The organism is Halorubrum cibi (assembly GCF_900182635.1).
In the GTDB taxonomy this organism is placed as follows: Archaea; Halobacteriota; Halobacteria; order Halobacteriales; family Haloferacaceae; genus Halorubrum; species Halorubrum cibi.
Window position 1 is genome coordinate 22,640 of sequence record NZ_FXTD01000003.1, and the last position, 19,481, is coordinate 42,120.

General features: G+C 69.5%; 23 protein-coding genes. 15 read left to right on the forward strand and 8 right to left on the reverse strand.

Going from position 1 to position 19,481, the window contains the following annotated elements; genetic code table 11:
- Positions 1–21 precede the first annotated feature (21 nt).
- A complete protein-coding gene (locus FN829_RS04470; protein WP_142985808.1) occupies positions 22–525 on the forward strand; it encodes a DUF3592 domain-containing protein in 504 nt (167 codons plus the stop codon).
- Between the two features lie 38 nt (positions 526–563).
- Here FN829_RS04470 and FN829_RS04475 read toward each other — a convergent pair whose 3' ends face one another.
- Positions 564–1,124, reverse strand: coding sequence for a thioredoxin family protein (locus FN829_RS04475; RefSeq protein ID WP_142985809.1), 561 nt, complete (start codon positions 1,122–1,124; stop codon positions 564–566).
- 67 nt (positions 1,125–1,191) lie between these two features.
- Positions 1,192–1,680, reverse strand: coding sequence for a hypothetical protein (locus FN829_RS04480; RefSeq protein ID WP_142985810.1), 489 nt, complete (start codon positions 1,678–1,680; stop codon positions 1,192–1,194).
- Positions 1,681–1,827: 147 nt separating this feature from the next.
- Between FN829_RS04480 and FN829_RS04485 the strand changes: the two genes are divergently transcribed.
- Complete coding sequence (locus FN829_RS04485; RefSeq protein WP_142985811.1) at positions 1,828–2,037, forward strand: hypothetical protein; 210 nt, start codon at positions 1,828–1,830, stop codon at positions 2,035–2,037.
- Between the two features lie 55 nt (positions 2,038–2,092).
- Here the strand turns inward: FN829_RS04485 and FN829_RS04490 are convergent, their stop codons facing one another.
- The gene (locus tag FN829_RS04490; RefSeq protein ID WP_142985812.1) at positions 2,093–2,491 is read right to left on the reverse strand and encodes an OsmC family protein; all 399 of its coding nucleotides are present in this window, start codon (positions 2,489–2,491) and stop codon (positions 2,093–2,095) included.
- Between the two features lie 75 nt (positions 2,492–2,566).
- Positions 2,567–3,292 carry a metal-dependent hydrolase gene (locus FN829_RS04495; protein WP_142985813.1) on the reverse strand — a complete coding sequence of 242 codons (726 nt, stop codon included), beginning with the start codon at positions 3,290–3,292 and terminating at the stop codon, positions 2,567–2,569.
- Positions 3,293–3,494: 202 nt separating this feature from the next.
- Between FN829_RS04495 and FN829_RS04500 the strand changes: the two genes are divergently transcribed.
- From FN829_RS04500 to FN829_RS04520, 5 genes are all read left to right on the forward strand, one after another.
- Positions 3,495–4,526 carry a zinc ribbon domain-containing protein gene (locus tag FN829_RS04500; protein WP_142985814.1) on the forward strand — a complete coding sequence of 344 codons (1,032 nt, stop codon included), beginning with the start codon at positions 3,495–3,497 and terminating at the stop codon, positions 4,524–4,526.
- An 86-nt stretch (positions 4,527–4,612) separates the two neighbouring features.
- A complete protein-coding gene (locus FN829_RS04505) occupies positions 4,613–5,356 on the forward strand; it encodes a fumarylacetoacetate hydrolase family protein (RefSeq protein WP_142985815.1) in 744 nt (247 codons plus the stop codon).
- 153 nt (positions 5,357–5,509) lie between these two features.
- On the forward strand, positions 5,510–6,604 hold the full coding sequence (gene hisC / locus FN829_RS04510; protein ID WP_142985816.1) for a histidinol-phosphate transaminase: 1,095 nt from the start codon (positions 5,510–5,512) through the stop codon (positions 6,602–6,604).
- Positions 6,601–7,170: an adenylate kinase family protein gene (locus tag FN829_RS04515; protein ID WP_142985817.1), complete on the forward strand. Its 570-nt coding sequence runs from the start codon at positions 6,601–6,603 to the stop codon at positions 7,168–7,170. Before hisC ends, FN829_RS04515 begins: the two co-directional genes overlap by 4 nt.
- A gap of 58 nt (positions 7,171–7,228) precedes the next feature.
- On the forward strand, positions 7,229–7,831 hold the full coding sequence (locus FN829_RS04520) for a CDP-alcohol phosphatidyltransferase family protein (protein WP_142985818.1): 603 nt from the start codon (positions 7,229–7,231) through the stop codon (positions 7,829–7,831).
- Positions 7,832–7,862: 31 nt separating this feature from the next.
- Here FN829_RS04520 and FN829_RS04525 read toward each other — a convergent pair whose 3' ends face one another.
- The gene (locus tag FN829_RS04525; RefSeq protein ID WP_142985819.1) at positions 7,863–8,345 is read right to left on the reverse strand and encodes a cupin domain-containing protein; all 483 of its coding nucleotides are present in this window, start codon (positions 8,343–8,345) and stop codon (positions 7,863–7,865) included.
- A 90-nt stretch (positions 8,346–8,435) separates the two neighbouring features.
- On the opposite strand from FN829_RS04525, the gene FN829_RS04530 reads away from it, so the two are divergent.
- Positions 8,436–8,672, forward strand: coding sequence for a hypothetical protein (locus FN829_RS04530; protein ID WP_122104569.1), 237 nt, complete (start codon positions 8,436–8,438; stop codon positions 8,670–8,672).
- 23 nt (positions 8,673–8,695) lie between these two features.
- Here FN829_RS04530 and FN829_RS04535 read toward each other — a convergent pair whose 3' ends face one another.
- Both FN829_RS04535 and FN829_RS04540 read right to left on the reverse strand, forming a co-directional pair.
- A complete protein-coding gene (locus FN829_RS04535; protein ID WP_142985820.1) occupies positions 8,696–9,880 on the reverse strand; it encodes an MFS transporter in 1,185 nt (394 codons plus the stop codon).
- Between the two features lie 183 nt (positions 9,881–10,063).
- Positions 10,064–10,885: a sulfurtransferase gene (locus FN829_RS04540; protein WP_142985821.1), complete on the reverse strand. Its 822-nt coding sequence runs from the start codon at positions 10,883–10,885 to the stop codon at positions 10,064–10,066.
- 157 nt (positions 10,886–11,042) lie between these two features.
- Here FN829_RS04540 and FN829_RS04545 point away from each other — a divergent pair, with 157 nt between their 5' ends.
- The 3 genes from FN829_RS04545 to FN829_RS04555 all read left to right on the forward strand — a co-directional run bounded on the left by FN829_RS04545 (position 11,043) and on the right by FN829_RS04555 (position 13,592).
- A complete protein-coding gene (locus tag FN829_RS04545) occupies positions 11,043–11,912 on the forward strand; it encodes a sulfurtransferase (RefSeq protein ID WP_142985822.1) in 870 nt (289 codons plus the stop codon).
- Positions 11,913–12,259: 347 nt separating this feature from the next.
- The gene (locus FN829_RS04550) at positions 12,260–12,886 is read left to right on the forward strand and encodes a rubrerythrin family protein (RefSeq protein WP_142985823.1); all 627 of its coding nucleotides are present in this window, start codon (positions 12,260–12,262) and stop codon (positions 12,884–12,886) included.
- Between the two features lie 91 nt (positions 12,887–12,977).
- Positions 12,978–13,592, forward strand: a complete 615-nt coding sequence (locus tag FN829_RS04555) for an NYN domain-containing protein (RefSeq protein ID WP_246066442.1) — start codon at positions 12,978–12,980, stop codon at positions 13,590–13,592.
- A 37-nt stretch (positions 13,593–13,629) separates the two neighbouring features.
- Here FN829_RS04555 and FN829_RS04565 read toward each other — a convergent pair whose 3' ends face one another.
- Positions 13,630–14,322 carry a S26 family signal peptidase gene (locus FN829_RS04565; protein WP_142985824.1) on the reverse strand — a complete coding sequence of 231 codons (693 nt, stop codon included), beginning with the start codon at positions 14,320–14,322 and terminating at the stop codon, positions 13,630–13,632.
- A gap of 132 nt (positions 14,323–14,454) precedes the next feature.
- On the opposite strand from FN829_RS04565, the gene FN829_RS04570 reads away from it, so the two are divergent.
- The 4 genes from FN829_RS04570 to FN829_RS04585 are packed head-to-tail and all read left to right on the forward strand — an operon-like array spanning position 14,455 to position 19,465.
- Positions 14,455–15,645, forward strand: a complete 1,191-nt coding sequence (locus FN829_RS04570) for a glycine cleavage system aminomethyltransferase GcvT (protein WP_142985825.1) — start codon at positions 14,455–14,457, stop codon at positions 15,643–15,645.
- A 59-nt stretch (positions 15,646–15,704) separates the two neighbouring features.
- On the forward strand, positions 15,705–17,441 hold the full coding sequence (locus tag FN829_RS04575) for a tRNA uridine(34) 5-carboxymethylaminomethyl modification radical SAM/GNAT enzyme Elp3 (protein WP_142985826.1): 1,737 nt from the start codon (positions 15,705–15,707) through the stop codon (positions 17,439–17,441).
- A 55-nt stretch (positions 17,442–17,496) separates the two neighbouring features.
- Entirely contained in the window at positions 17,497–18,591 is a 1,095-nt protein-coding gene (locus FN829_RS04580) for a DUF7544 domain-containing protein (RefSeq protein ID WP_246066443.1), read from the forward strand.
- Entirely contained in the window at positions 18,584–19,465 is an 882-nt protein-coding gene (locus FN829_RS04585) for a CPBP family intramembrane glutamic endopeptidase (protein ID WP_142985827.1), read from the forward strand. The genes FN829_RS04580 and FN829_RS04585 overlap by 8 nt, the downstream gene beginning before the upstream one ends.
- Positions 19,466–19,481 lie beyond the last annotated feature (16 nt).

Sequence of the window (19,481 nt, forward strand, 5' to 3'; positions counted from 1 at the left end):
CGAGACGAAGGAGCGCTCGGCATGTCCCCGGACACCGACATCACCGTCGCCGGGCGGGAGGTCGACCCCGTCCGCGGCGGCCTGTTGTTCCTCGTCGTCGGGCTGGCGATCGCCGGCTACGGCGGGTACGACTACCTCCAGCAGCAGCAGGCGATCGAGACCGCGGAACCCGTCGAGGCGGCCGTCCTCGAGACCGACGTCGACTCCACGAGTTCGACCTCGAGCCCGGACGCGGACTACTACCCGTTCGTCCGCTACGAGTACGCGTACCGCGGAGAGACGTACGCCGCGACCGGCGTGTACCCGGCGTCGGTTCAGCGGTCGTACGACACGCGATCGGCCGCGAGGGACGTGGTAGACGAGTACGAGGCCGGCGAGACGGTCACGGCGTACGTGACACCCGACTCGCCGGGCGACGCGTTCCTCAGGAGGCAACGGTCGAACGCCCCGTTCCTCGCGGTCGTGATCGGCGCGGTCTTGGCGCTACTGGGCGGTCGATCGGCGTTGCGAGGGCGTCGGGCCTGAACGGCCTCTCCGGACCTCGTCCCGCCCTTCCGATCTCCTCACTCGCCGGGCCACTTGATCGAGCAGCCGCGCGAGGGCCGGTCCGGATGCGGGACCTCCTCACCGGCGAGAACGGCGTCGACCGCGTCCCGGATGTAGAACTCCGTCGGCTCGTCGTCGGGGTTCAACGCGTCGTCGACTCGGCCGTGGTATCGGAGCCGCCACTCGCCGCCCTCGCGACCGAACAGGAACGGGTCGGGCGTACACACCGCGCCGTAGGCCGCGGTGGTCTCACCCGTTTCGTCGCGGAGGTACGCGTCGTAGGCGACCGTACCGTCCGCGACCCGTTCGCGCATGGCCTCGAAGGAGTCGTCGGGGTACTCCTCGGCGTCGTTCGGATTGATACCGACCACCGCGAGGTCGTCGTACTCGGTGGCCAACTCGTTGAGAAGACCGAACTTCGCCTTCGCGTACGGACAGTGGTTACAGGTGAACACCACGAGCAGCGCGTCCGTCTCGAAGGAGTCGGCCGAGTACGCCTCGCCGTCGGTTCCGGGTAGCTCGAAGTCGGGTGCCGCGTCGCCGCGTTCGAGCTCGGAGTCGGATTCCATCGCGACCATGCGGGGGCTTATCGCGCCGGATCCAAAGCCGTTCCGGCGGGGTCCGGCGTCGATCCCGGGAGTTCCCCTACCGGATCCCGTCCGCCGCGAGACGCACCGCCGCCGACAGCGCGAGCCAGCCGACCGCACAGGCGACGCCGACGGCGAGGAGAACCGAGAGGCCGTGAACGATCCCCGCGACCGACGAGAGCGCGGCGGCGTCGACGCCGATCGGGACGCCGGCGAAGCGCGCAGCCACGTCGGGCGCGAACCGGCGTCCCGCCGACCCGATCCGGATCCCGACGGCCGCGACCATCGCGGCCGGCGTGATCGTCGAGAGGACGCGCGCCCAGCGGTCGGAACCGTACGCGCCGAGACCCGAGCGGTCGCGGGAGCCGTGCCGAGCGCCCCCGTCGGGGTCGGCGATACCGACCGGGTCGATCGTATCCATCGCATCCACCGTGCCGGTCACGCGCTCGGCAGCCCTCACCGGTCGATCGCCGGACGCCCCGGTACCGGACGGGTCCCCCTCGCTCCTTCCCCTGCGAGACTCCGCGTCGTATCCGTTCGATGGCATACGCCCGGTGGCCGCGATATCGCACATAAACGTGTGGCTCCGGGCGGACGAGCGGACGATCCGAGCGAGACGGCCGTGACGCGTCGCGTGGCGGCCGCCGTCGGCGTCGGTCCGGGATTTATCCCGCGGTCGACCGTTCTCTCGGGCATGTCGATCGTCGAACCGAGTTACCGGACCCTGCGGCTCCTGTGTGCGAACACGGTCGCGATGGTCGCGTTCCTCGCGGCGTACGTCGTCGCCCGCGAGCCCGGGGTGGCGGTCGCCGCCGCGGTCGTGATCGGCGTCATCGGCTACGTCGCTTCGAGCGTCGTCGTCGACTACGCGGTCGGCGGATCGGACGGACGAGCGGGCGGCTGATCGGGTCGGACTGCATATAAAAGATCGATCGGGGTGCTCGAGCGGTCGGTTCGTCTCAGAACGCGTCCGAGTGGACCGCGATGTCGGCCTGGAGTTCCTCGCGGACCGCGGAGTGGACGTGACAGATGTCCTCCCCGCGCTCGACGAGCTCCGCGGCGGTGTCGTCGTCGAGGTCGGCCTCGACGTGGAGGTCGAAGGCGATGGACGCGAGGTCGTCGTCGTCATCGAGCTCCGCGCTCGCGTCGATCTGTACCTTGCCGAGGTCGTCCTCGCCGCGCTGGCCGCCGCCGACGCGGAACGCCGGGATGAAACAGGAGGCGTACGTCGCGACGAGCGCGGCGTTCGGGTTCGGGCCGGTCTCGTCGGTCGCGTCGATCTGAAGGTCGAAGTCGCCGACCTGGCTCGTACACGCGTAGCCCTCCTCACAGACGGTGGTGGTCTCGATGTCGGACATGTCGTCTCCGAGGTGGGCTCGCGCGGGCCTAAAGGTTCCTATCCCGTCCGTCTCGAAGGCCGAGCCGTGCCGGGTTCAGGGGTCGAGAACGTACGTCTCGTCGCCCTCCAGTACCACGGGTTCGGCGGCCGCACCGGCAGCCCTCACCTCGTTGACGAACTCGCGGGTGTCGATCTCGATCGGCGGGAACGTGTCGTAGTGCATCGGGAACACCACGTCCGCGCCCACCCAGTCGGCCGCGATGCCCGCCCCGGCCGGACCCATCGTGAAGTGGTCGCCGGCGGGCAGCGCCGCGGCGTCCGGCTCGAGATACGGGGCGATCACGTCGACCATCTCGGACATGAGACCGGTATCGCCGGCATGGTAGAACGTCGTACAGTCGGGATCGGACTCCTGAGTCGGCTTCTTGTCGCCGATCACGAAACCGGCGGGCATCCCCGCGGAGGTGCCGTATCCCGTGTCGATCCCGTTCGAGTGGTCCGCGCGCACCATCGTCACCCACGCGTCGCCGCACTCGACGGTACCGCCGATGTTCATCCCCATGCCGCCGACGGCGTGTTCGTGTCCGAAGGTGTCCTGGACGTACCCCGTCAGCTCGGGGGTCGCGACCACCGTCGCGCCCTCGTACCGATCGGCGTCGGAGATGTGGTCGGTGTGTCCGTGCGTCAAGAGGAGGTAGTCCGGGTCGAGCTCCTCGGGGTCGACGTCCGTCTTCGGGTTGTCGAAGTGCGGGTCGATCAGTAGTTCGGTCTCGTCGACGACGACGTGCCACGTCGAGTGGCCGTGCCAAGTGAGCTCCATGATACGGTCGGTACATCTCAACGAAGGGTAATAAACCTCGACGCCGCGGAAGACGGATCCGCGGCCCGGCACGCGGGACGCGAAACCGGGGGGATCCTCGGGATACGAACCCACCGGTTCCCCGGGATGCGCTCCATCAGGCCCCACCGAACGTCTGATCCGACGAAAGCGATTAACCGACGCGAGCGCGAACGTCGAGCGGATGCCCTCCGAGACCAGCGGCCCCGGCGCGCCGTCCGCGTGTCCGGCTTGCGGCGAGCCGGTGCCGGCCGACGCGAGTTTCTGTCCCGACTGCGGCGTCGACCTCGAAGACCGGTCCGTCCCCGCACACTGCCCCGACTGCGGCGAGCGGTTCGACGACGACGACCGGTTCTGCTCGAACTGCGGCGCGGCGCGGTCGAGAGGTGACTCGAATCCGTCCTCGAACGAACGCGAGAGCCAGCGCGCCTTCCGCCGGCGGGTTCAAGAGCACCTCGACGCGGGCTGGGAGATCGAGCGGGACGACGGCGATCGCGTCCTTCTCGTCGACAGGGGGATCGGTTCCACGGGGATCCACGTCCTCCTGTTTCTGACCACCGGCGGCATCGGAAACCTCCTGTACGGCTGGTGGCATTACGCCGAACTGGCCGAACGGCTCCGGCTCGTGCGGGGCGACTCGACGACGCCTCGTCCCCCGTCGAACGTCGACGAAGGGACGGCCGAGACCGTTTCCACCTATCTGTTGAGCGGGCTGTTGTTGCTGATCGGTGGCTGGATCGCGGCGGTGGCGGCGACCGGCGGATCGCCGGCGTTCGCGGCGATCGGCGTCGGGTTCGCCCTGCTCGGTGCCGGCATGGCACCACCGGTCCGACGGCGGATCGACCGCCGACACGGCGTCACGGACTTCGGCCGGCTCCGGAGCGTCGACCACCGAGTAGTTCGACCGCCCGAGCGGATCGAGGAACCCTGCGTCGTCTGTGGGGAGACGTTCGACCGTGGGCTCGTCCGGCGGCGGCGCGACGAGACCGTCCTCGCGGGCGTTCCGGTCCTGACTCACGACGAGCGGTACAACCACTACTGTGCCGACTGCGCCCGACGGGAACTGTTCGGGACTGACGACGTCGAGGTGGACGACATCGAAGTGGACCAGGTCGGGGAGGAAGACGCCGAGTCGGACGACGCGACGGGAGTGGATCGAGACCGGAAGGACGGGGAGACGGGTGAGGAGACGACGGGAGCGGCGCGTGAGCGTTGAGGACGGCCTCGGTCGCGGGTGGATTCCCTGCCGGCAACAACGGAGCCATTCACGAAGACTTTAACCATCACGTTCGATTCGGAGGTATGTACTACGCACGGTTCCGCGACCCGGCCGGATCGGTCCGGAAAGGACGCTACGACCCCGAGACCGAGACGGTCGCGTTCGGCGACGACGTGTACGACTTCGACGATCCCGACATCGACGTACTGCCGCCGGTCGATCCCTCGAAGATCGTCTGTATCGGCCGAAACTACGCCGAACACGCCGCCGAACTCGGCAACGACGTGCCGGACCGACCGCTGCTCTTCTTGAAGGGACCGAACGCGCTCGCGGGCCACGGCGACACCGTCACCGCCCCGGAGGGGAAAGATCGGATCGACTGGGAGGCGGAGTTCGTCGTCGTGATCGGCGAGTCCTGTAAGGACGTCGCCGCCGAGGACGCGATGGACGTCGTCGAGGGGTTCACCTGTATGAACGACGTCTCGAACCGGGACGACCAGAACCGCGAGCAGAACTGGGTCCGCGGGAAGGCGTTCGACAACTCGGCCCCGCTCGGCCCCGTCGTCGCGACGCCGGACGAGGTGCCCGACGAGGCGAGCGTCGAACTCCACGTGAACGGCGAGCAGAAACAGGACGGCCACCTCGGCCAACTGATCTTCGACGTGCCGACGCTGATCGAGGAGATCACGACGTACCTGTCCTTGGAGGAGGGCGACGTGATCGCCACGGGCACCCCCGACGGCGTCGGTCCGCTCTCGGACGGCGACACGGTCGAGGTCACCGTCGAGGGCGTCGGGACGCTCGAACACGACGTCAAGATCCCCTGAGAGGGATCCCGGTCCGGGGTCGGACGTCCATTCGATCGATGGCCCACGATGCGGACCGATCGCACACCACGTTTCCGGTGAATCGGACGTCCCGTTCGTCGGTCGAGGGACGGTTCGGTCACGCTTAAGTCCGGCCGCCGCCGACCCACGAGCATGCAACCACGGGATCTCTCGGATCACTCCCCGTACGTTCCCGGCAGGGGCGTCGAGGAGGTCGCCCGCGAGCTCGGGATCGACCGATCGGACCTGATCAAACTCTCCTCGAACGAGAACCCCCACGGCCCGAGTCCGGCGGCCATCGAAGCGATCCGCGAACACGCCGAGCGGGTGAACGTCTACCCGAAGTCCTCGCACGCGGACCTCACCGACCGGATCGCCGAGGAGTGGGGCGTGTCACCCGAGCAGGTGTGGGTGTCGCCGGGAGCGGACGGCTCGATCGACTACCTCTCGCGGGCCGCCTTGGAACCCGACGACCGTGTGTTGGTCCCCGATCCCGGCTTCGCCTACTACGCGATGTCCGCCCGATACCACCACGCGGACGTCGAGACGTACGACCTCTCGATCGACGACGGGTTCACGCAGACCGCCGAGAACGTCCTGAGCGCCTACGGCGGCGAGCGGATCGTCTACCTCACCTCGCCACACAACCCGTCGGGGTCCGTGATCCCCCTGGAGGCGGTCGAGACGATCGCCGACGCGACCGCCGAGGAGACCCTCGTCGTCGTCGACGAGGCCTACGGCGAGTTCGCGGACGTCGACAGCGCGATCCCGCTCGTGAACGACCGGGACGACGTGGCCGTCCTCCGGACGTTCTCGAAGGCCTACGGACTCGCCGGCCTCCGGATCGGCTACAGCGTCGTCCCCGAGGCGTGGGGCGAGGCGTACGCCCGCGTCAACACCCCGTTCGCGGCGAGCGAGCTGGCGTGCCGGGCCGCGCTGGCCGCGTTAGAGGACCCGTCACACGTCGAGGAGTCCGTCGAGACCGCGCGATGGGCTCGCGAGTACATCGACGCGGAACTCGACGCCGATACGTTCGAATCGGCTGGAAACTTCGTGCTCGCGCGGGTCGGCGACGGGAGCGCGGTCGCCGAGGCCGCCAGGGAGCGCGGCGTCATCATCAGGGACTGTACCTCCTTCGGCCTCCCCGGCTGCGTGCGGATCTCCACCGGAACCCGCGAGGACACGCGCGAGGCGGTCAAGCGGCTCAACGAGGTTCTAGCAGAGCTCGAACTCGAGGCGGAAGCGTGACCGGAACGGAGGGAGACGTGGAGGTCGACGACCGCGCCGCCGACCATTCGGATCACCCCGACCGCGTCGCCGTCACCGGCACGCCGGGAACGGGAAAGTCGACCGCGACCGCGCTGCTCGAGGGAGAGTACGACGTTATCCACCTCAACGACCGGATCAAGGGGAACGACGACCTCTGGACCGAGCGCGACGCCGAGCGCGACACCCTCGTTGCCGACCTCGACGCGGTGGCCGACCACCTCGGCGACTGGACCGGCGTGCTCGACTCGCACCTGGCCCATCACTTCGAGGTCGACCGCGTGATCGTCCTCCGGTGTCGTCCCGAGACGGTCGAGGACCGGCTCCGCGACCGCGGCGAACCGGCGTCGACCGCGGCGGAGAACGCCGAGTCGGAGGCGCTCGACGTGATCCTCTCGGAGGCCGTCGCGGCCCACGGCATGGAGAACGTCTACGAGGTGGACACGACCGACCGGGAGCCGGAGGCCGTCGCCGACGCGATTCGGGCAGCGATCGAGGGTGCGGTCGAACCCAGTGCGGGAAGGGTCGACTTCACCGACTACTTATGAACCGGGCGGGCGTTGCGGACGGTCGAACGATGTGTCCGTCCACGGAGGAGGTACCCGCGTGACACTGGACCGGTTCCGGTCGGTCGCGGACCGGCTGCTCGGTCCGTGGGTGGCGGCCGCGGCACGGCTCGGGCTCTCGCCGGATCAGGTGAGCGTGATCGCGTTCGGCGCGGCCCTCCTCGCCGCCGGCGCGTTCGCGGTCGCGGACCCCGCGTTCTACGTCCTCGGGTCGCTCCTCGTGTTGCTCAACGGCTGGCTCGACCTCGTCGACGGCGCGCTCGCCCGCGAGCAGGCGGTCGCCTCCGACGGGGGCGACCTGCTGGATCACGTCCTCGACCGCTACGCCGACATCGCCGTCATCGCGGGGTTCACCGCCGGGATCGACGCGTACGCGCTGGGCTTCCTCGCGGTGACCGGCGTGTTGATGACGTCGTACATGGGCACACAGATACAGGCGGTCGGGATCGGCCGCGAGTACGGCGGGCTGCTCGGGCGCGCCGACCGGCTCGCGCTGATGGGGATCGTCGGCGTCGTCGCCGCCGCCTACTCCGACCCGATCGTCGCCGGGCTGAACGTCGTCGGGCTGTTGTTGGCGCTGTTTGCCGCCGTCGGCCACCTGACCGCGCTCCAGCGGTTCCTCGGCGCGTGGGGAGACCTGTGACCGGCGGTCGCGTCGTCGACGCGGGTTCAACTCACTCCGGGCCGGGCGTGAGCCGGTCCACCGCCGCCCCGCAGGCCGCACACGAGAGCACGTAGTCGTCGCCGTCGACCGCGTAGGTCCGGTCGCTCTCCGCGCCGCAGGCGGGACACTCCTCCTCGATGACCGCACCGTCGTCGTCCTTCGGCGCGCCGACTGCGATGACGCGTGCGGGCGTCCCCCCGACGGCGCGCGCCAGGTTCGTCGTTTCCGGCGGGACGAAGACTGCCTCGCCGGCCGCCACGGGGAGAACGCCGTCGGCCAGTTCGATCTCGAGTTCGCCCTCGAGGACGTAGAACAGCTCCTCGTGATTCGGATGTCTGTGGGTCGCCCACGGGAGCCGCTGGCCGGGTTCGGCGACGTAGTAGTTGAACCCGAACTCGGTCGCGCCGAGGGCCTCGTCGACCTCCTTCTTGTGGCTGGTGTGGTTCGGTGCGTCCGGTAGCTCCTCGACGGCGACCTTTTTCACGTCGGTCATGAGCGACCGATCGGCTCACGCGGGCTTAGCGCTTGTGCGGATCACGTCCCGGCCATCGAGTTTAAAAGCATCCGCCCGAAACGGTGAGTCATGCCGACCTTCGAACTGAACCTCTCGGACGACGTGTACGCCGATTTCCAGCAGCTCGCCGACTCCGAGTTCGTCACCGAGGAACAGGCCGCAGAGGAACTGATCGCCTCCGGGATCGAGGCGTACAACGTCAGCGTCGTCGACGACGATCCCCGCGACGAGATGCTGGACGGGGCGGAGAACAACATGTTCGACACCGCACAGGACCCGGGCAGCCTCGAGGACGACCGGCTGTAGTCACCCCCGACCTCCTCGCTTTCTCAGTACCCCAACCCGAGCCAACGGTTCGTCAACAGGGTGACGAGCCCGACCGCCATCACGGCCGCGAGTAAGCCGAACGCGACCGCCCATCCCGCGACGTCGGAGACGGCACCGACCACGACGCTGCCGGACGCGCCGAACACCATGTAGACGGTTCGGACGAGCCCGAAACCGGCCCCCCGCTCGGCGTCCGAGAGCAGGTCCATGAACCGCGACTGGACCGGGGCCCCCCACGACATCGCCAGCCCGACGAAGAGGACGCCGAGGACGATCGGTGCGAGTCCGGTCCCGTCGCGGGTCGAGACGACGAGGAGCGCGTACCCGACGACGCCGGACGCCATCGTGAGGATCACCGTCTCGTCCCGGCCGATCCGGTCGGAGAACGACCCGGTCAGCGGCTGGGTGCCGCCGTGGATCAGGAAGTACAGCGAGAACAGCAGCGCCGACAGCGCGCCGGAGAGCCCGCCGCCGATCTCGAGGAACGTCGGCAGGAACGAGGCGGTGGCCTGCCAGGTGAACGCGCCGAGCGTCGCCAGCCCGGTGGTGTAGAGGATCGACGGCCGCGAGAGCAACTCGGCGAGCGGGCCGACCGCGAACCGCTCGCGCATGGGCTGGTCGGGCCGACGCGGCTCGGTCGGGCGGATCCGCCACGCGAACAGCCCGAACACGGGGACGGCGACGACGACCCCGAGCAGGACGCCCGCGCGCCATCCGTAACGCGCCCCGACCAACGCGGCCGCGGGCGGGGCGGCGAGCCCGGCGATCGGGCCGCCGGCGACGTGGACGCCGATCGCTCGCCCGATGTCGTCGAACTGTCGGGTCAGGAACGTGGTGGCGACCGAGTAGTGGAGTCCGGCGCCCGCGCCGAGGACGACGGTGAACAGCATGAACGAGAGGATCGACGGCGAGGCGGCGATGAGCAGCGAGGCGACCGCGGTCGATCCGACGGCGACGAGGATCACGGTCCGTTCGCCGTAGCGGTCGCCGAGGATCCCCGAGGGGAACTGCGAGAGCGCGTACGCGAGCCACATCCCCGACAGCGCGAGCCCGACCGTCGCGTTCGTGACCTCGAACGCCGCGGTGATCTCCGGGACGAGCGGGCTGATCGCCAGCCGCGCCACCATCGTCGCGGTGAACGCGAGAGTACAGAGCCCGAGTGCCGTGTGTGCGTACCGCCAGTTCACGCCGGGTTTACCGGATACGTATAAAAGCAGGTTCCGATCTCGGCGGCGGTCGCCGCGTTCGGCGCGGGAACGGACTGGTTGGCCGGCGTAGTGGACGGGACGACACGGCGGAGATGCGGAACCGTTCGGACCCGTGACGACCACGGAGCAAAAAGCGAACTCACCACGGACTCCGACGAATCCTCACGGATCGTTCTCGCCTGGCTCCAGGTCGCCCGTCTCCAGTCGACCGCCCTCGCGTTTCCACTCGGCCAAGCTGCCCTCGTAGAACGCGATATCGGGGTAGTCGAGCGCGCGAAGGACGGTGTAGGTGTGGCTGATGCGGCGCGCGGTGTTACAGTAGAGCACGACCCGGTCGTCGGGGTCGATCCCGCGGGACGCCAACAGCTCCCGCAGTTCCGTCTCGGGTCGGACCGTTCGAGCGTCGGTGTCGACGAGCTCGCGCCAGTCCAGCCGGACCGCGCCGGGGACGTGACCCTCCTCGTACTCCCACGCCTCGCGGGTGTCGACGATCGTCGCGTCGGGGTCGTCGACCGCGGCCGCCATCGCTTCGCGGTCGATGAGCGGGCCGTCGGCGCGGAAGGCGGCCGGGTACGTCGATGACGTCACGTCCGGCTCGTCGGTCGTCGTCGGCTGCGAGCGGTTCCAGACGGAGTAATCGCCGTCGAGCAGGTGGAGTCTCGCGGGGTCGTGGCCGTACAGTTCGGCGGTGACGAGGAAGCGCGCCGCGAAGACGCCGTGAGTGTCGTCGTAGGCGACGATCTCGTCGTCGGGATCGACTCCCGCGTCCTCGGCGATCGCGGTGAAGGCGTCCGCGCCGGGGAGCATGCCGGCCTCGGCCGCGCCGTGTTCGTCGGCCCGGAACGCGTCGAACGGGACGGAGACCGCGCCCGGGACGTGGCCGATCCCCTCGTACTCCCAGGCGTCGCGCACGTCGATCACGACGACGTTCGGGGCGTCGAGCCGCTCGGCGAGCCACCCCACGTCGACGATCCGGTCGTTCATGTCTCGTCGTTCGGAGCCGTCGGTTTAACGCCTCCCTTCCGGGCGATCCCTTCCTCGCTCGGAGCCAAGGGGAATATGTTGCCGCGATCGCCGAGGAGCGGCCGAGCGTGCCGTGACGATGGGGGATATACGTGTCCCGTTCGTACGTGTGGACGTAATGAGCGATTCCGATTACGCGAACGACGTGCTGGTCTCGGCCGACTGGGTCGAACAGCGACTCGACGAGTTCGAGAGCGACGACCCCGACCTCCGGCTGGTGGAGGTCGACGTCGACACCGAGGCGTACGACGAGAGCCACGCCCCCGGAGCGATCGGCTTCAACTGGGAGACCGACCTCCAGGACCAGACCACCCGCGACGTCCTCGAGAAGGAGGACTTCGAGGCGCTGCTCGGCGACCACGGGATCTCCGAGGAGTCGACGGTCGTGCTGTACGGCGACAACGCCAACTGGTTCGCGGCGTACACCTACTGGCAGTTCAAGTACTACGGCCACGACGACGTGAAGCTGCTCGACGGCGGCCGCGAGTACTGGCTCGAGAACGACTACCCGACGACCGATGAGGTTCTCGAGTTCTCGGCCGTGGAGTACGAGGCGTCCGGCCCGCGCGAGTCCATCCGCGCGTACCGCGAGGACGTCGAGAACGCCATCGACCGCGGGCTTCCGCTCGTCGACGTCCGCTCGCCCGAGGAGTTCAGCGGCGAGGTGCTCGCCCCGCCCGGACTCAACGAGACCGCCCAGCGCGGCGGCCACATCCCCGGCGCGCGGAACGTCTCTTGGTCCGTCGTCACGAACGACGACGGCACGTTCAAGACCGCGGCGGAGCTCGAGGAGCTGTACGCGGAGTACGACATCGACGGCGACGAGACGACGGTCGCGTACTGCCGGATCGGGGAGCGCTCCTCGGTCGCGTGGTTCGCGCTCCACGAACTGCTCGGCTACGACGACACCGTCAACTACGACGGCTCCTGGACCGAGTGGGGCAATCTGGTCGGCGCGCCGGTAGAGAAGGGCGAAGTCGACGACTGAGCGCAGCGAAGGAGTGGATTTCGGAAGATCGAACGGGGAGCGTAGCGACCCGCGAAGCAGGGCGAAGTCGACGACTGAGCGCAGCGAAGGAGTGGATTTCGGAAGATCGAACGGGGAGCGTAGCGACCCGCGAAGCAGGGCGAAGTCGACGACTGAGCGCAGCGAAGGAGTGGATTTCGGAAGATCGAACGGGGAGCGTAGCGACCCGCGAAGCAGGGCGAAGTCGACGACTGAGCGTAACGAAGGAGTCGGTCTCGTGGCGAAACCGACGACCGATCGAACCGAACGCGCACCCGTTTTCGACGCCGACCGTCGCATACAACTACTCGGAGACGGTACCGAGTAGCATGACTCCCGAGGAATTCATCGACGCCGTGCGCGACGACAACGAGACCGCCCTCTCTCGGCTCGGCTCGTCGAAGTCGCTGTTCGCGGACACGGAAGGCGAGATGGAGCCCGACGCCGTCCTCTCCGCCGCCGCGACCGCCGAACACCACGCGGCCGAGACGTACGAGTCATGGGCGGAGAGCGAGGACGGCGACGTCGCCGAGGCGTTCGCGGAGACGGCCCGCGAGGAGCGCGCCCACTACGACACGGTCGCCGGCGAACTCGACGGCCACGAGCCCGGCGAGACGCCCGCGATCCAGTCGTACCTCCGCGGGCTCGACGACACCGTCGAACGGCTCGGCGGGTTCGTCGGCCGGACGCTCGCGGCCGAGAAGTCGAAGACGCAGGTGACGGGTTTCTTCGTCGGCAACGCGGACCCGCAGACCGCGGGGCTGTTCCGCTCGATGGGCGACGACCTCGACGCGCAACTCGAACGGGCGAGCGACCTCCTCGAAGCCGAGTGCGGCGACGACGAGGAAGCGTGGGAGCGCGCTCGCGAGGCCGCGAGCGGCGCGATCGGTGCGGCCTACGAGGAGTACACCGACGGCCTCGAGTCGATGGGCGTCAACCCGAAGCCGGTCTGTTAGCTTCCGGACGGCAGAAGCGACCAGGGCGGGCGGAGCAAGCGGGGCGACCGCGGATCAGCACGCCTTTTTCCGGCGGCCGCCGAGAGCGACCATGGAGACCAGCAGTCCGGGCGACGCGGAACGTGACGGTTCGGAACGAGCCGGCGTCGCGCTATTCGTCGACGGGCCGAACGTGTTGCGCGAGGAGTTCGACGTCGACCTCGACGACGTCCGCGAGGCGGCGGAGGCGGAGGGACGGCTCGTGACGACCCGGCTCTACCTGGACGAACACGCCACGCCCGGACTGATCCAGGCGGCCGAGGCGCGCGGGTTCGAGGTCGTCGTGACGAGCGGCGACGTGGACGTGAAGCTCGCGGTCGACGCCGCCCGCTTCGCCGCCGAGGAGCGGATGGAGACGCTCGCCATCGCCTCGCGGGACACCGACTTCAAGCCCGTACTCGAGACGGCCAACGGGTACGGCATCCGGACGCTGGCGATCGCGCCCGGCGAGTTCGGTCGGTCGGACGCCCTCCGCAACGCCGCCAGCGACTCGGTGACGCTCGACGGGGACCTGTCGGAGACGGCCGGCAGCGACGGGTCGGGCGACCCGGAGAGAACGGAGGGTCGAGAGGGAAACGGAGATCCGGAGGGAACCGAGGATCCCGAGGGAAACGGGAACGGCGGCGTTGGTGGCGATGATGGCGACGATTCCGGCGACGCGGAGTAGGTGATCGGCTTCGACGGTCCCGAACCGGCCGCGCTCGCTATCGAGGCGGCCGGCGCCCGCCCTTCCGGTCGTTCCGGGTGCGCCAGCCCTCGCGGACACGGCCGACCAGGAACGCGCCGGTCCCGCTGACGAGCGAGACGGCGACGAGGATCCCGACGCCGGCCGGTACGACCCCGAACCGGGCGACCGCCGCGTCGACGGCGAGCTGGAAGTGTCCGAGATGGGGGATCGCGACGAGCGCCTTCGCGTGGATGAGTCGCTCGTGGACGACCGGCGCGATCCCGGCGCTCTGGTCGTACTCGCCGTTCGCGTCGCCGTAGGTCACGTAGCCGTCGTAGGGGGCCGGACACGTCGCGATGTCGGTACAGTCGGCCCCGTCGAGGAGGTCCGGATCCGCCCGGTCGGTCCAGTCCTCCCCGGCGGTCACGCGGAACGCGACCCGGTGGAGGATCGGTCGACGCGGATCGACCGGAGAGGTGAAGACGACGACGTCGCCGGCCCCGTCCAGTCGCGTCGGTGGGTCGTCCGCGTCGCTCCCGACGGGCTCGCTCCACGGGAACCGGTCGACCGCCGTCACGACGACGAGGTCGCCCCGCTCGACCGCGGGCTCCATGCTCCCGCTCTCGACGGCGACGAGCGGGGGCCACGCGCCGACGACCGTCACGAGGAGAAGGGCGACGGCGACGACGGCGACGGCGGGCCCGAACCGCTCTCTCGGACCGCGGATCACGTGTCGTATCGGGGCCGGATCGGACTTGAGGCTGTCGCCGGGCGGGCCGCGGGTACCGGCGGGACCGTCGACGGTGGAAGACGGAATCTCTCCGATGACAAGACATTAGGTACGTCCCGGAGTGGTGCCGGTATGAGCGAACGGACTCCTCCGCTTCACGGCGTTCACGAGGCGCGCGGCGCGACGTTCACCGACTTCGGCGGGTGGCAGATGCCCGTCGAGTTCGACTCGATCCGCGAGGAGCACGCGGCCGTGCGCGAGGCCGTCGGCGCGTTCGACGTCTCGCACATGGGCGAACTCGAGGTGTCCGGACCGGACGCGACGACGCTGATGAACCGGCTGACCACGAACGACGCGGCGGCGCTCGACCCGGGCGACTCCCAGTACGCCGCGATCACGGACGAGGAGGGGGTCATGCTCGACGACACGGTCGTCTATCGGCTTCCCGACGGCGTCGAGGCCGGGTCGGCGACCGCGTCGCTGTCGGACCTCGTCGTCGAAACCGACGGCGACCTGGACGCGACGAGCGGCGATCCCGCGTACCTCCTCGTCCCCAACGCGGGCCACGACGAGGAGGCGGCCGAGCGCTGGGTCGACTACCGCGACGAGCACGACCTCGATGCCGCCGTCGCGAACGCGACCGACGAGTGGGCGATGTTCGCGGTCCAGGGGCCGGAGGCGGTCGACGCGATGGAGGGGCCACTCGGTGACGGCACGTCCGCCTCGGGAGAGGCGGTCACGGATCTGTCGAAGTTCCGGGCAACGCTTGCGACGATCGCCGACGTCACGAGCTGGACCGCGCGAACCGGCTACACCGGGGAGGACGGCTTCGAGGTGATGTGTCCGGCGGGCGACGCCGAGGCGGTCTGGTCGGCCTTCGACGTCCAGCCGTGCGGACTCGGCGCTCGCGACACCCTCCGGATGGAGATGGGCTTTCTGCTGTCGGGACAGGACTTCGACCCCGATGAGGAGCCGCGGACCCCCTACGAGGCGGGGATCGGGTTCGTCGTCGACCTCGACACGGAGTTCGTCGGCCGCGACGCGCTGGCGGCGGAGCGCGACGCGGGCGGTCCCGACGAGACGTTCACCGGCGTCAAGCTTCTCGAGCGTGGGGTGCCCCGAAGCGGCTACGCCGTCACCGACGGCGACCTGACCAGGATCGGTCACCTCACCTCGGGCACGATGAGCCCGACGCTGGGCGAGCCGATCGGACTCGGCTACCTCCGCGAGGAGCACGCCGAGCCCGGAACCGAGGTGAGCGTCGTCGTGCGCGGCGACGAGAAGCGCGCCGAGGTCGTCGCGCCCCCGTTCCTCGACCGCTGAGGTGGGCGGGGTCGTTCCGGCCCGACACGCTTAACTCCGAAACCCGTCGAAATGGGGCAATGAGTACCGACGCGCCGAGCGACGCGGGTTCCGGCTCCGGTGGTTCCGACGACTCCGACGACGCCGAGCCCGAGGCGTTCGTCGAGACCTGCGAGCACCTCGTCGACCGGATCCTCGCGGGCGACGTGGACCGGGAGAACCTCGAGTCCGCGAAGCTCGACGCCTGCTCGGCGTTCTCCTCGCCGAAGGTGCCGAAGAACACCGAGATCCTCGATCACGCTCCTGCGGAGGCCCGCGACGACGTGATCGAGGTGGTCCGCCGCAAGCCGGTCCGGACCGCCTCCGGAGTCTCGCCCGTGGCGATCATGACCTCGCCGAAGCTGTGTCCCCACGGGAAGTGCCTCTACTGTCCCGGCGGGCCGGCCTCGGAGTTCTCCTCCGCGCAGTCCTACACCGGCCACGAACCGGCCGCCGCCCGCGGCGAGCAGAACGACTACGACCCGTACGGGCAGGTCACCCTCCGGCTCGAACAGCTCCGGAAGATCGGCCACCCCGTCGACAAGGTGGAGCTGATCCTGATGGGCGGGACGATGACGGCGCGCTCGCACGACTACCAGGAGTGGTTCGTGAAGCGCGCGCTCCAGGCGATGAACGACTACGACCTCGAGAAGGAGCCCGAGCCCGCCGAGGGTGAGTCGTTCGCGCCCGACCCCGAGGAGACCGAGTTCGCGTACCTGGAGGACGTGATCGCGGAGAACGAGACGAACGCGATCCGCAACATCGGGACGACCTTCGAGACGAAGCCCGACTGGTGTGACCCCGAACAGATCGACCGCATGCTCGATCTCGGGGGCACCAAGGTCGAGGTCGGTGTCCAGACCACCTACGAACGGATCAACCGCGAGATGCACCGCGGGCACGGCAACGAGGCCTCCCGCAACGCCAACCGCCGCCTCCGCGACGCCGCGTTCAAGGTCGGCTTCCACATGATGCCGGGCCAGCCGGGGATGACGAGAGAGATGTGTCTCGAGGACTTCCGCCAGCTGTTCGAGAACCCCGCGTGGCGGCCAGACTACCTCAAGATCTACCCGACGCTGGTCGTCGGCGGGACCCGCGTGTACGACCGCTGGAAGCGGGACGAGTTCGAGCCGCTCTCGAACGAGGAGGCCGCCGACCTCGTCGCCGAGGTCATGGACGTCATCCCGAAGTACACCCGCCTCCAGCGCGTTCAACGGGACATTCCCGCGGACTTCATCGAGGGCGGCGTCTGGAAGTCGAACCTCCGGCAGCTCGCCGACCGGCGGGCGGAGGAGAAGGGGATCGTCCAGCGGGACATCCGCGCCCGCGAGGTCGGCCACAACGACGCCGACCCCGACCCGGACGACGTCGAACTCGACGTCACGACCTACGAGGCGGGCGGCGGGACGGAGCATTTCGTCTCCTTCGAGGACCCCGTCCGCGACCTGCTCGTCGGGTTCTGTCGGCTGCGGTTCCCCTCCTTTGCGCCCGACCAGCCCGGCGCGCCCGGCACCGAGGGCGACGCGATCCGCCGCGAGCTCGAGGACGCGGCCCTGATCCGCGAGCTTCACGTGTACGGCAGCGAGGTCGCGATCGGCGGCGACGGCGACTGGCAGCATCAGGGGTACGGCCGGAAGCTCATCGAGCGCGCCGAGGAGCTCGCCCGCGAGGCGGGTTACCGGAAGGCGGCCGTCATCTCGGGGATCGGCGCGCGAGAGTACTACCGGAACAAGCTGGGGTACCATCAGGACGGGCCGTACGTGTCGAAGCGACTGTGAACCGGGCGTTTGAGCCACCGAAACGGCTAACTCGACGCTTGGCGATCGGTCCGGTATGTCCCTCCACGCGGTCGACGAGATCGAGCGAGCCTTCGGCGTCACCCGCGAGTTCCTGACCCCGATCGACGTTCGTCGCTGGCTGAAACTCGCGTTCGTCGTCTTCTTCGTCGGCGGCGGCGTGAGCCTCCCGTCGGCGCAGTTCAACGCCTCCGCCCCGTCCGAGGAGATCCCCGCGGGCGACGTTCCCGGGTCGCTCCCGAACGGCCTCGCGGACGCCCTCCCCGCCGATCCCCTGGTGATCGTCGCGGCGCTCGTCGGCGCGGTCGTCCTCCTCGGCGCGCTGTTCGCGTTCGTCGGCGCAGTCATGGAGTTCGTCCTGATCGAGTCGCTCCGGACCGGCGAGGTGTCGATCCGGCACCACTGGCGTCGCCGCTGGCGACAGGGGCTCCGCCTGTTCGGCTTCCGGATCGCCATCGGGCTCCCGATGCTCGCGCTGGTTCTCGGCTGGCTCGCGCTGCTCTTCGTCCCGCTTCTCACCGGACGCGGACTCGCGGTCCCGTTCGTGGCGTTCCTCGCCGGCATCCCGGTGCTGTTCGTCGTCGGCGTCGGCTACGGGCTGGTCTCGGGGTTCACGACCGTATTCGCCGTCCCCGTCATGATCCGCTTCGATTCGGGGGTCCTCGCGGCGTGGCGTCGGCTCTGGGGGTCGATCAGGGCGGAGTGGAAGCAGTACCTCGCCTACGCCGTGATCGCCTTTCTGTTGACGGTCGCGGTGGGACTGATCGCGTCGATCGCGGTTGGGATCGTCGCGATCCTACTCGCCGTTCCGTTCGTCGTCGTCGCCGGGATCGTCCACGTCTCCGTCTCGCTCTCGTCGACGGTCGGGTTCGCGGCCCTCGTCGGCCTCGCCGTCGTGTTCGGCCTGCTGATGATCATCATCTGGGCGCTCGCACAGGTCCCCGTCGTGACGTACCTCCGGTACTACGCGCTCCTCGTTCTCGGAGACATCGAGGCGTCCTTCGACCTCGTTTCGGACCGCCGGGAGGCGGCCGACGAACCCGATCGAGGACCAGATCGCGACGAGGGCGCATCCGATCTCGACGACGGAGTGTCCGATCTCGACGACGAAACGCCCGAGAACGATGGCTGATCGTTCCCGAACGACGGCCGACCGCCCACGAACGACGGGAGACCGCCCGCGAGGGTGGCGGGCGTCCGTCCGCGGCGCGACGGCGCTGTTCGTACTCGGGACGCTCGGCGTCGTCGCGGTCGCGGTCGACAGCGTCCCGGTCCTCCGGGCGATCCCGGAACTGGAGTCGCTGCCGTTCCTCGCGCTCGTGCTCCTCGCGGCCGTGAACTCGACGCTGCTGTTGATCGTGTTCACGACCCTCGGTTCGGCCGCCGCGCCCCGGATCGGACTCACGTCCCACGTCTTCGCGTGGGCGTCGGGCGGGACCCTGGACTGGGCGGCCCTCCGGCGGTCGATCCCGCTCGCGGTCGTGACGGGCGCGTCGCTGTTCGCCGTCGTCGCGGTCCTCGACGTCGCGTCCGCGCCGTTCGTCAGGTTGCCCGCCGGCGAGGTGGTCGCCGACGCGGACGATCTCGGCGCCCTCGCGCCGTCGATCCCTGTTCGACTCCTCTACGGCGGGATCACGGAGGAGATCCTGCTCCGGTGGGGGATCATGGCTCCGATCGCGTTCGTCCTGTGGCGGGTAGGGAGGGCGGTCGGCGGCGGAACCGGGGGCGGCGCTGAGGCCGGGACCGAGACGCCATCCGCGGCGACGATGTGGGTCGCGATCCTCGCAAGCGCCGTCCTCTTCGGGCTCGGACACCTCCCCGTGCTGGCGTCCTCGATCGGACTGACGCCGGCGCTTATCGTCAGGACCGTCCTGTTGAACGCGATCGTCGGCGTCGCGCTCGGTTGGCTGTTCTGGCGTCGCTCGCTCGAGACCGCGATGGTCGCACACGCCGCCTTCCACGTCGCGCTCCTCGTCGTGGGCGCGATCGCGATCCGGTTGCTGTAGCCGTCGTTCGCCCGCG

Coding starts and splice junctions, on each gene's coding strand:
- FN829_RS04470 (WP_142985808.1), top strand. CDS start 22: ATGTCCCCGGACACCGACATCACCGTCGCCGGGCGGGAGGTCGACCCC.
- FN829_RS04475 (WP_142985809.1), bottom strand. CDS start 1,124: ATGGTCGCGATGGAATCCGACTCCGAGCTCGAACGCGGCGACGCGGCA.
- FN829_RS04480 (WP_142985810.1), bottom strand. CDS start 1,680: ATGCCATCGAACGGATACGACGCGGAGTCTCGCAGGGGAAGGAGCGAG.
- FN829_RS04485 (WP_142985811.1), top strand. CDS start 1,828: ATGTCGATCGTCGAACCGAGTTACCGGACCCTGCGGCTCCTGTGTGCG.
- FN829_RS04490 (WP_142985812.1), bottom strand. CDS start 2,491: ATGTCCGACATCGAGACCACCACCGTCTGTGAGGAGGGCTACGCGTGT.
- FN829_RS04495 (WP_142985813.1), bottom strand. CDS start 3,292: ATGGAGCTCACTTGGCACGGCCACTCGACGTGGCACGTCGTCGTCGAC.
- FN829_RS04500 (WP_142985814.1), top strand. CDS start 3,495: ATGCCCTCCGAGACCAGCGGCCCCGGCGCGCCGTCCGCGTGTCCGGCT.
- FN829_RS04505 (WP_142985815.1), top strand. CDS start 4,613: ATGTACTACGCACGGTTCCGCGACCCGGCCGGATCGGTCCGGAAAGGA.
- hisC (WP_142985816.1), top strand. CDS start 5,510: ATGCAACCACGGGATCTCTCGGATCACTCCCCGTACGTTCCCGGCAGG.
- FN829_RS04525 (WP_142985819.1), bottom strand. CDS start 8,345: ATGACCGACGTGAAAAAGGTCGCCGTCGAGGAGCTACCGGACGCACCG.
- FN829_RS04530 (WP_122104569.1), top strand. CDS start 8,436: ATGCCGACCTTCGAACTGAACCTCTCGGACGACGTGTACGCCGATTTC.
- FN829_RS04540 (WP_142985821.1), bottom strand. CDS start 10,885: ATGAACGACCGGATCGTCGACGTGGGGTGGCTCGCCGAGCGGCTCGAC.
- FN829_RS04545 (WP_142985822.1), top strand. CDS start 11,043: ATGAGCGATTCCGATTACGCGAACGACGTGCTGGTCTCGGCCGACTGG.
- FN829_RS04550 (WP_142985823.1), top strand. CDS start 12,260: ATGACTCCCGAGGAATTCATCGACGCCGTGCGCGACGACAACGAGACC.
- FN829_RS04555 (WP_246066442.1), top strand. CDS start 12,978: ATGGAGACCAGCAGTCCGGGCGACGCGGAACGTGACGGTTCGGAACGA.
- FN829_RS04570 (WP_142985825.1), top strand. CDS start 14,455: ATGAGCGAACGGACTCCTCCGCTTCACGGCGTTCACGAGGCGCGCGGC.
- FN829_RS04575 (WP_142985826.1), top strand. CDS start 15,705: ATGAGTACCGACGCGCCGAGCGACGCGGGTTCCGGCTCCGGTGGTTCC.
- FN829_RS04580 (WP_246066443.1), top strand. CDS start 17,497: ATGTCCCTCCACGCGGTCGACGAGATCGAGCGAGCCTTCGGCGTCACC.
- FN829_RS04585 (WP_142985827.1), top strand. CDS start 18,584: ATGGCTGATCGTTCCCGAACGACGGCCGACCGCCCACGAACGACGGGA.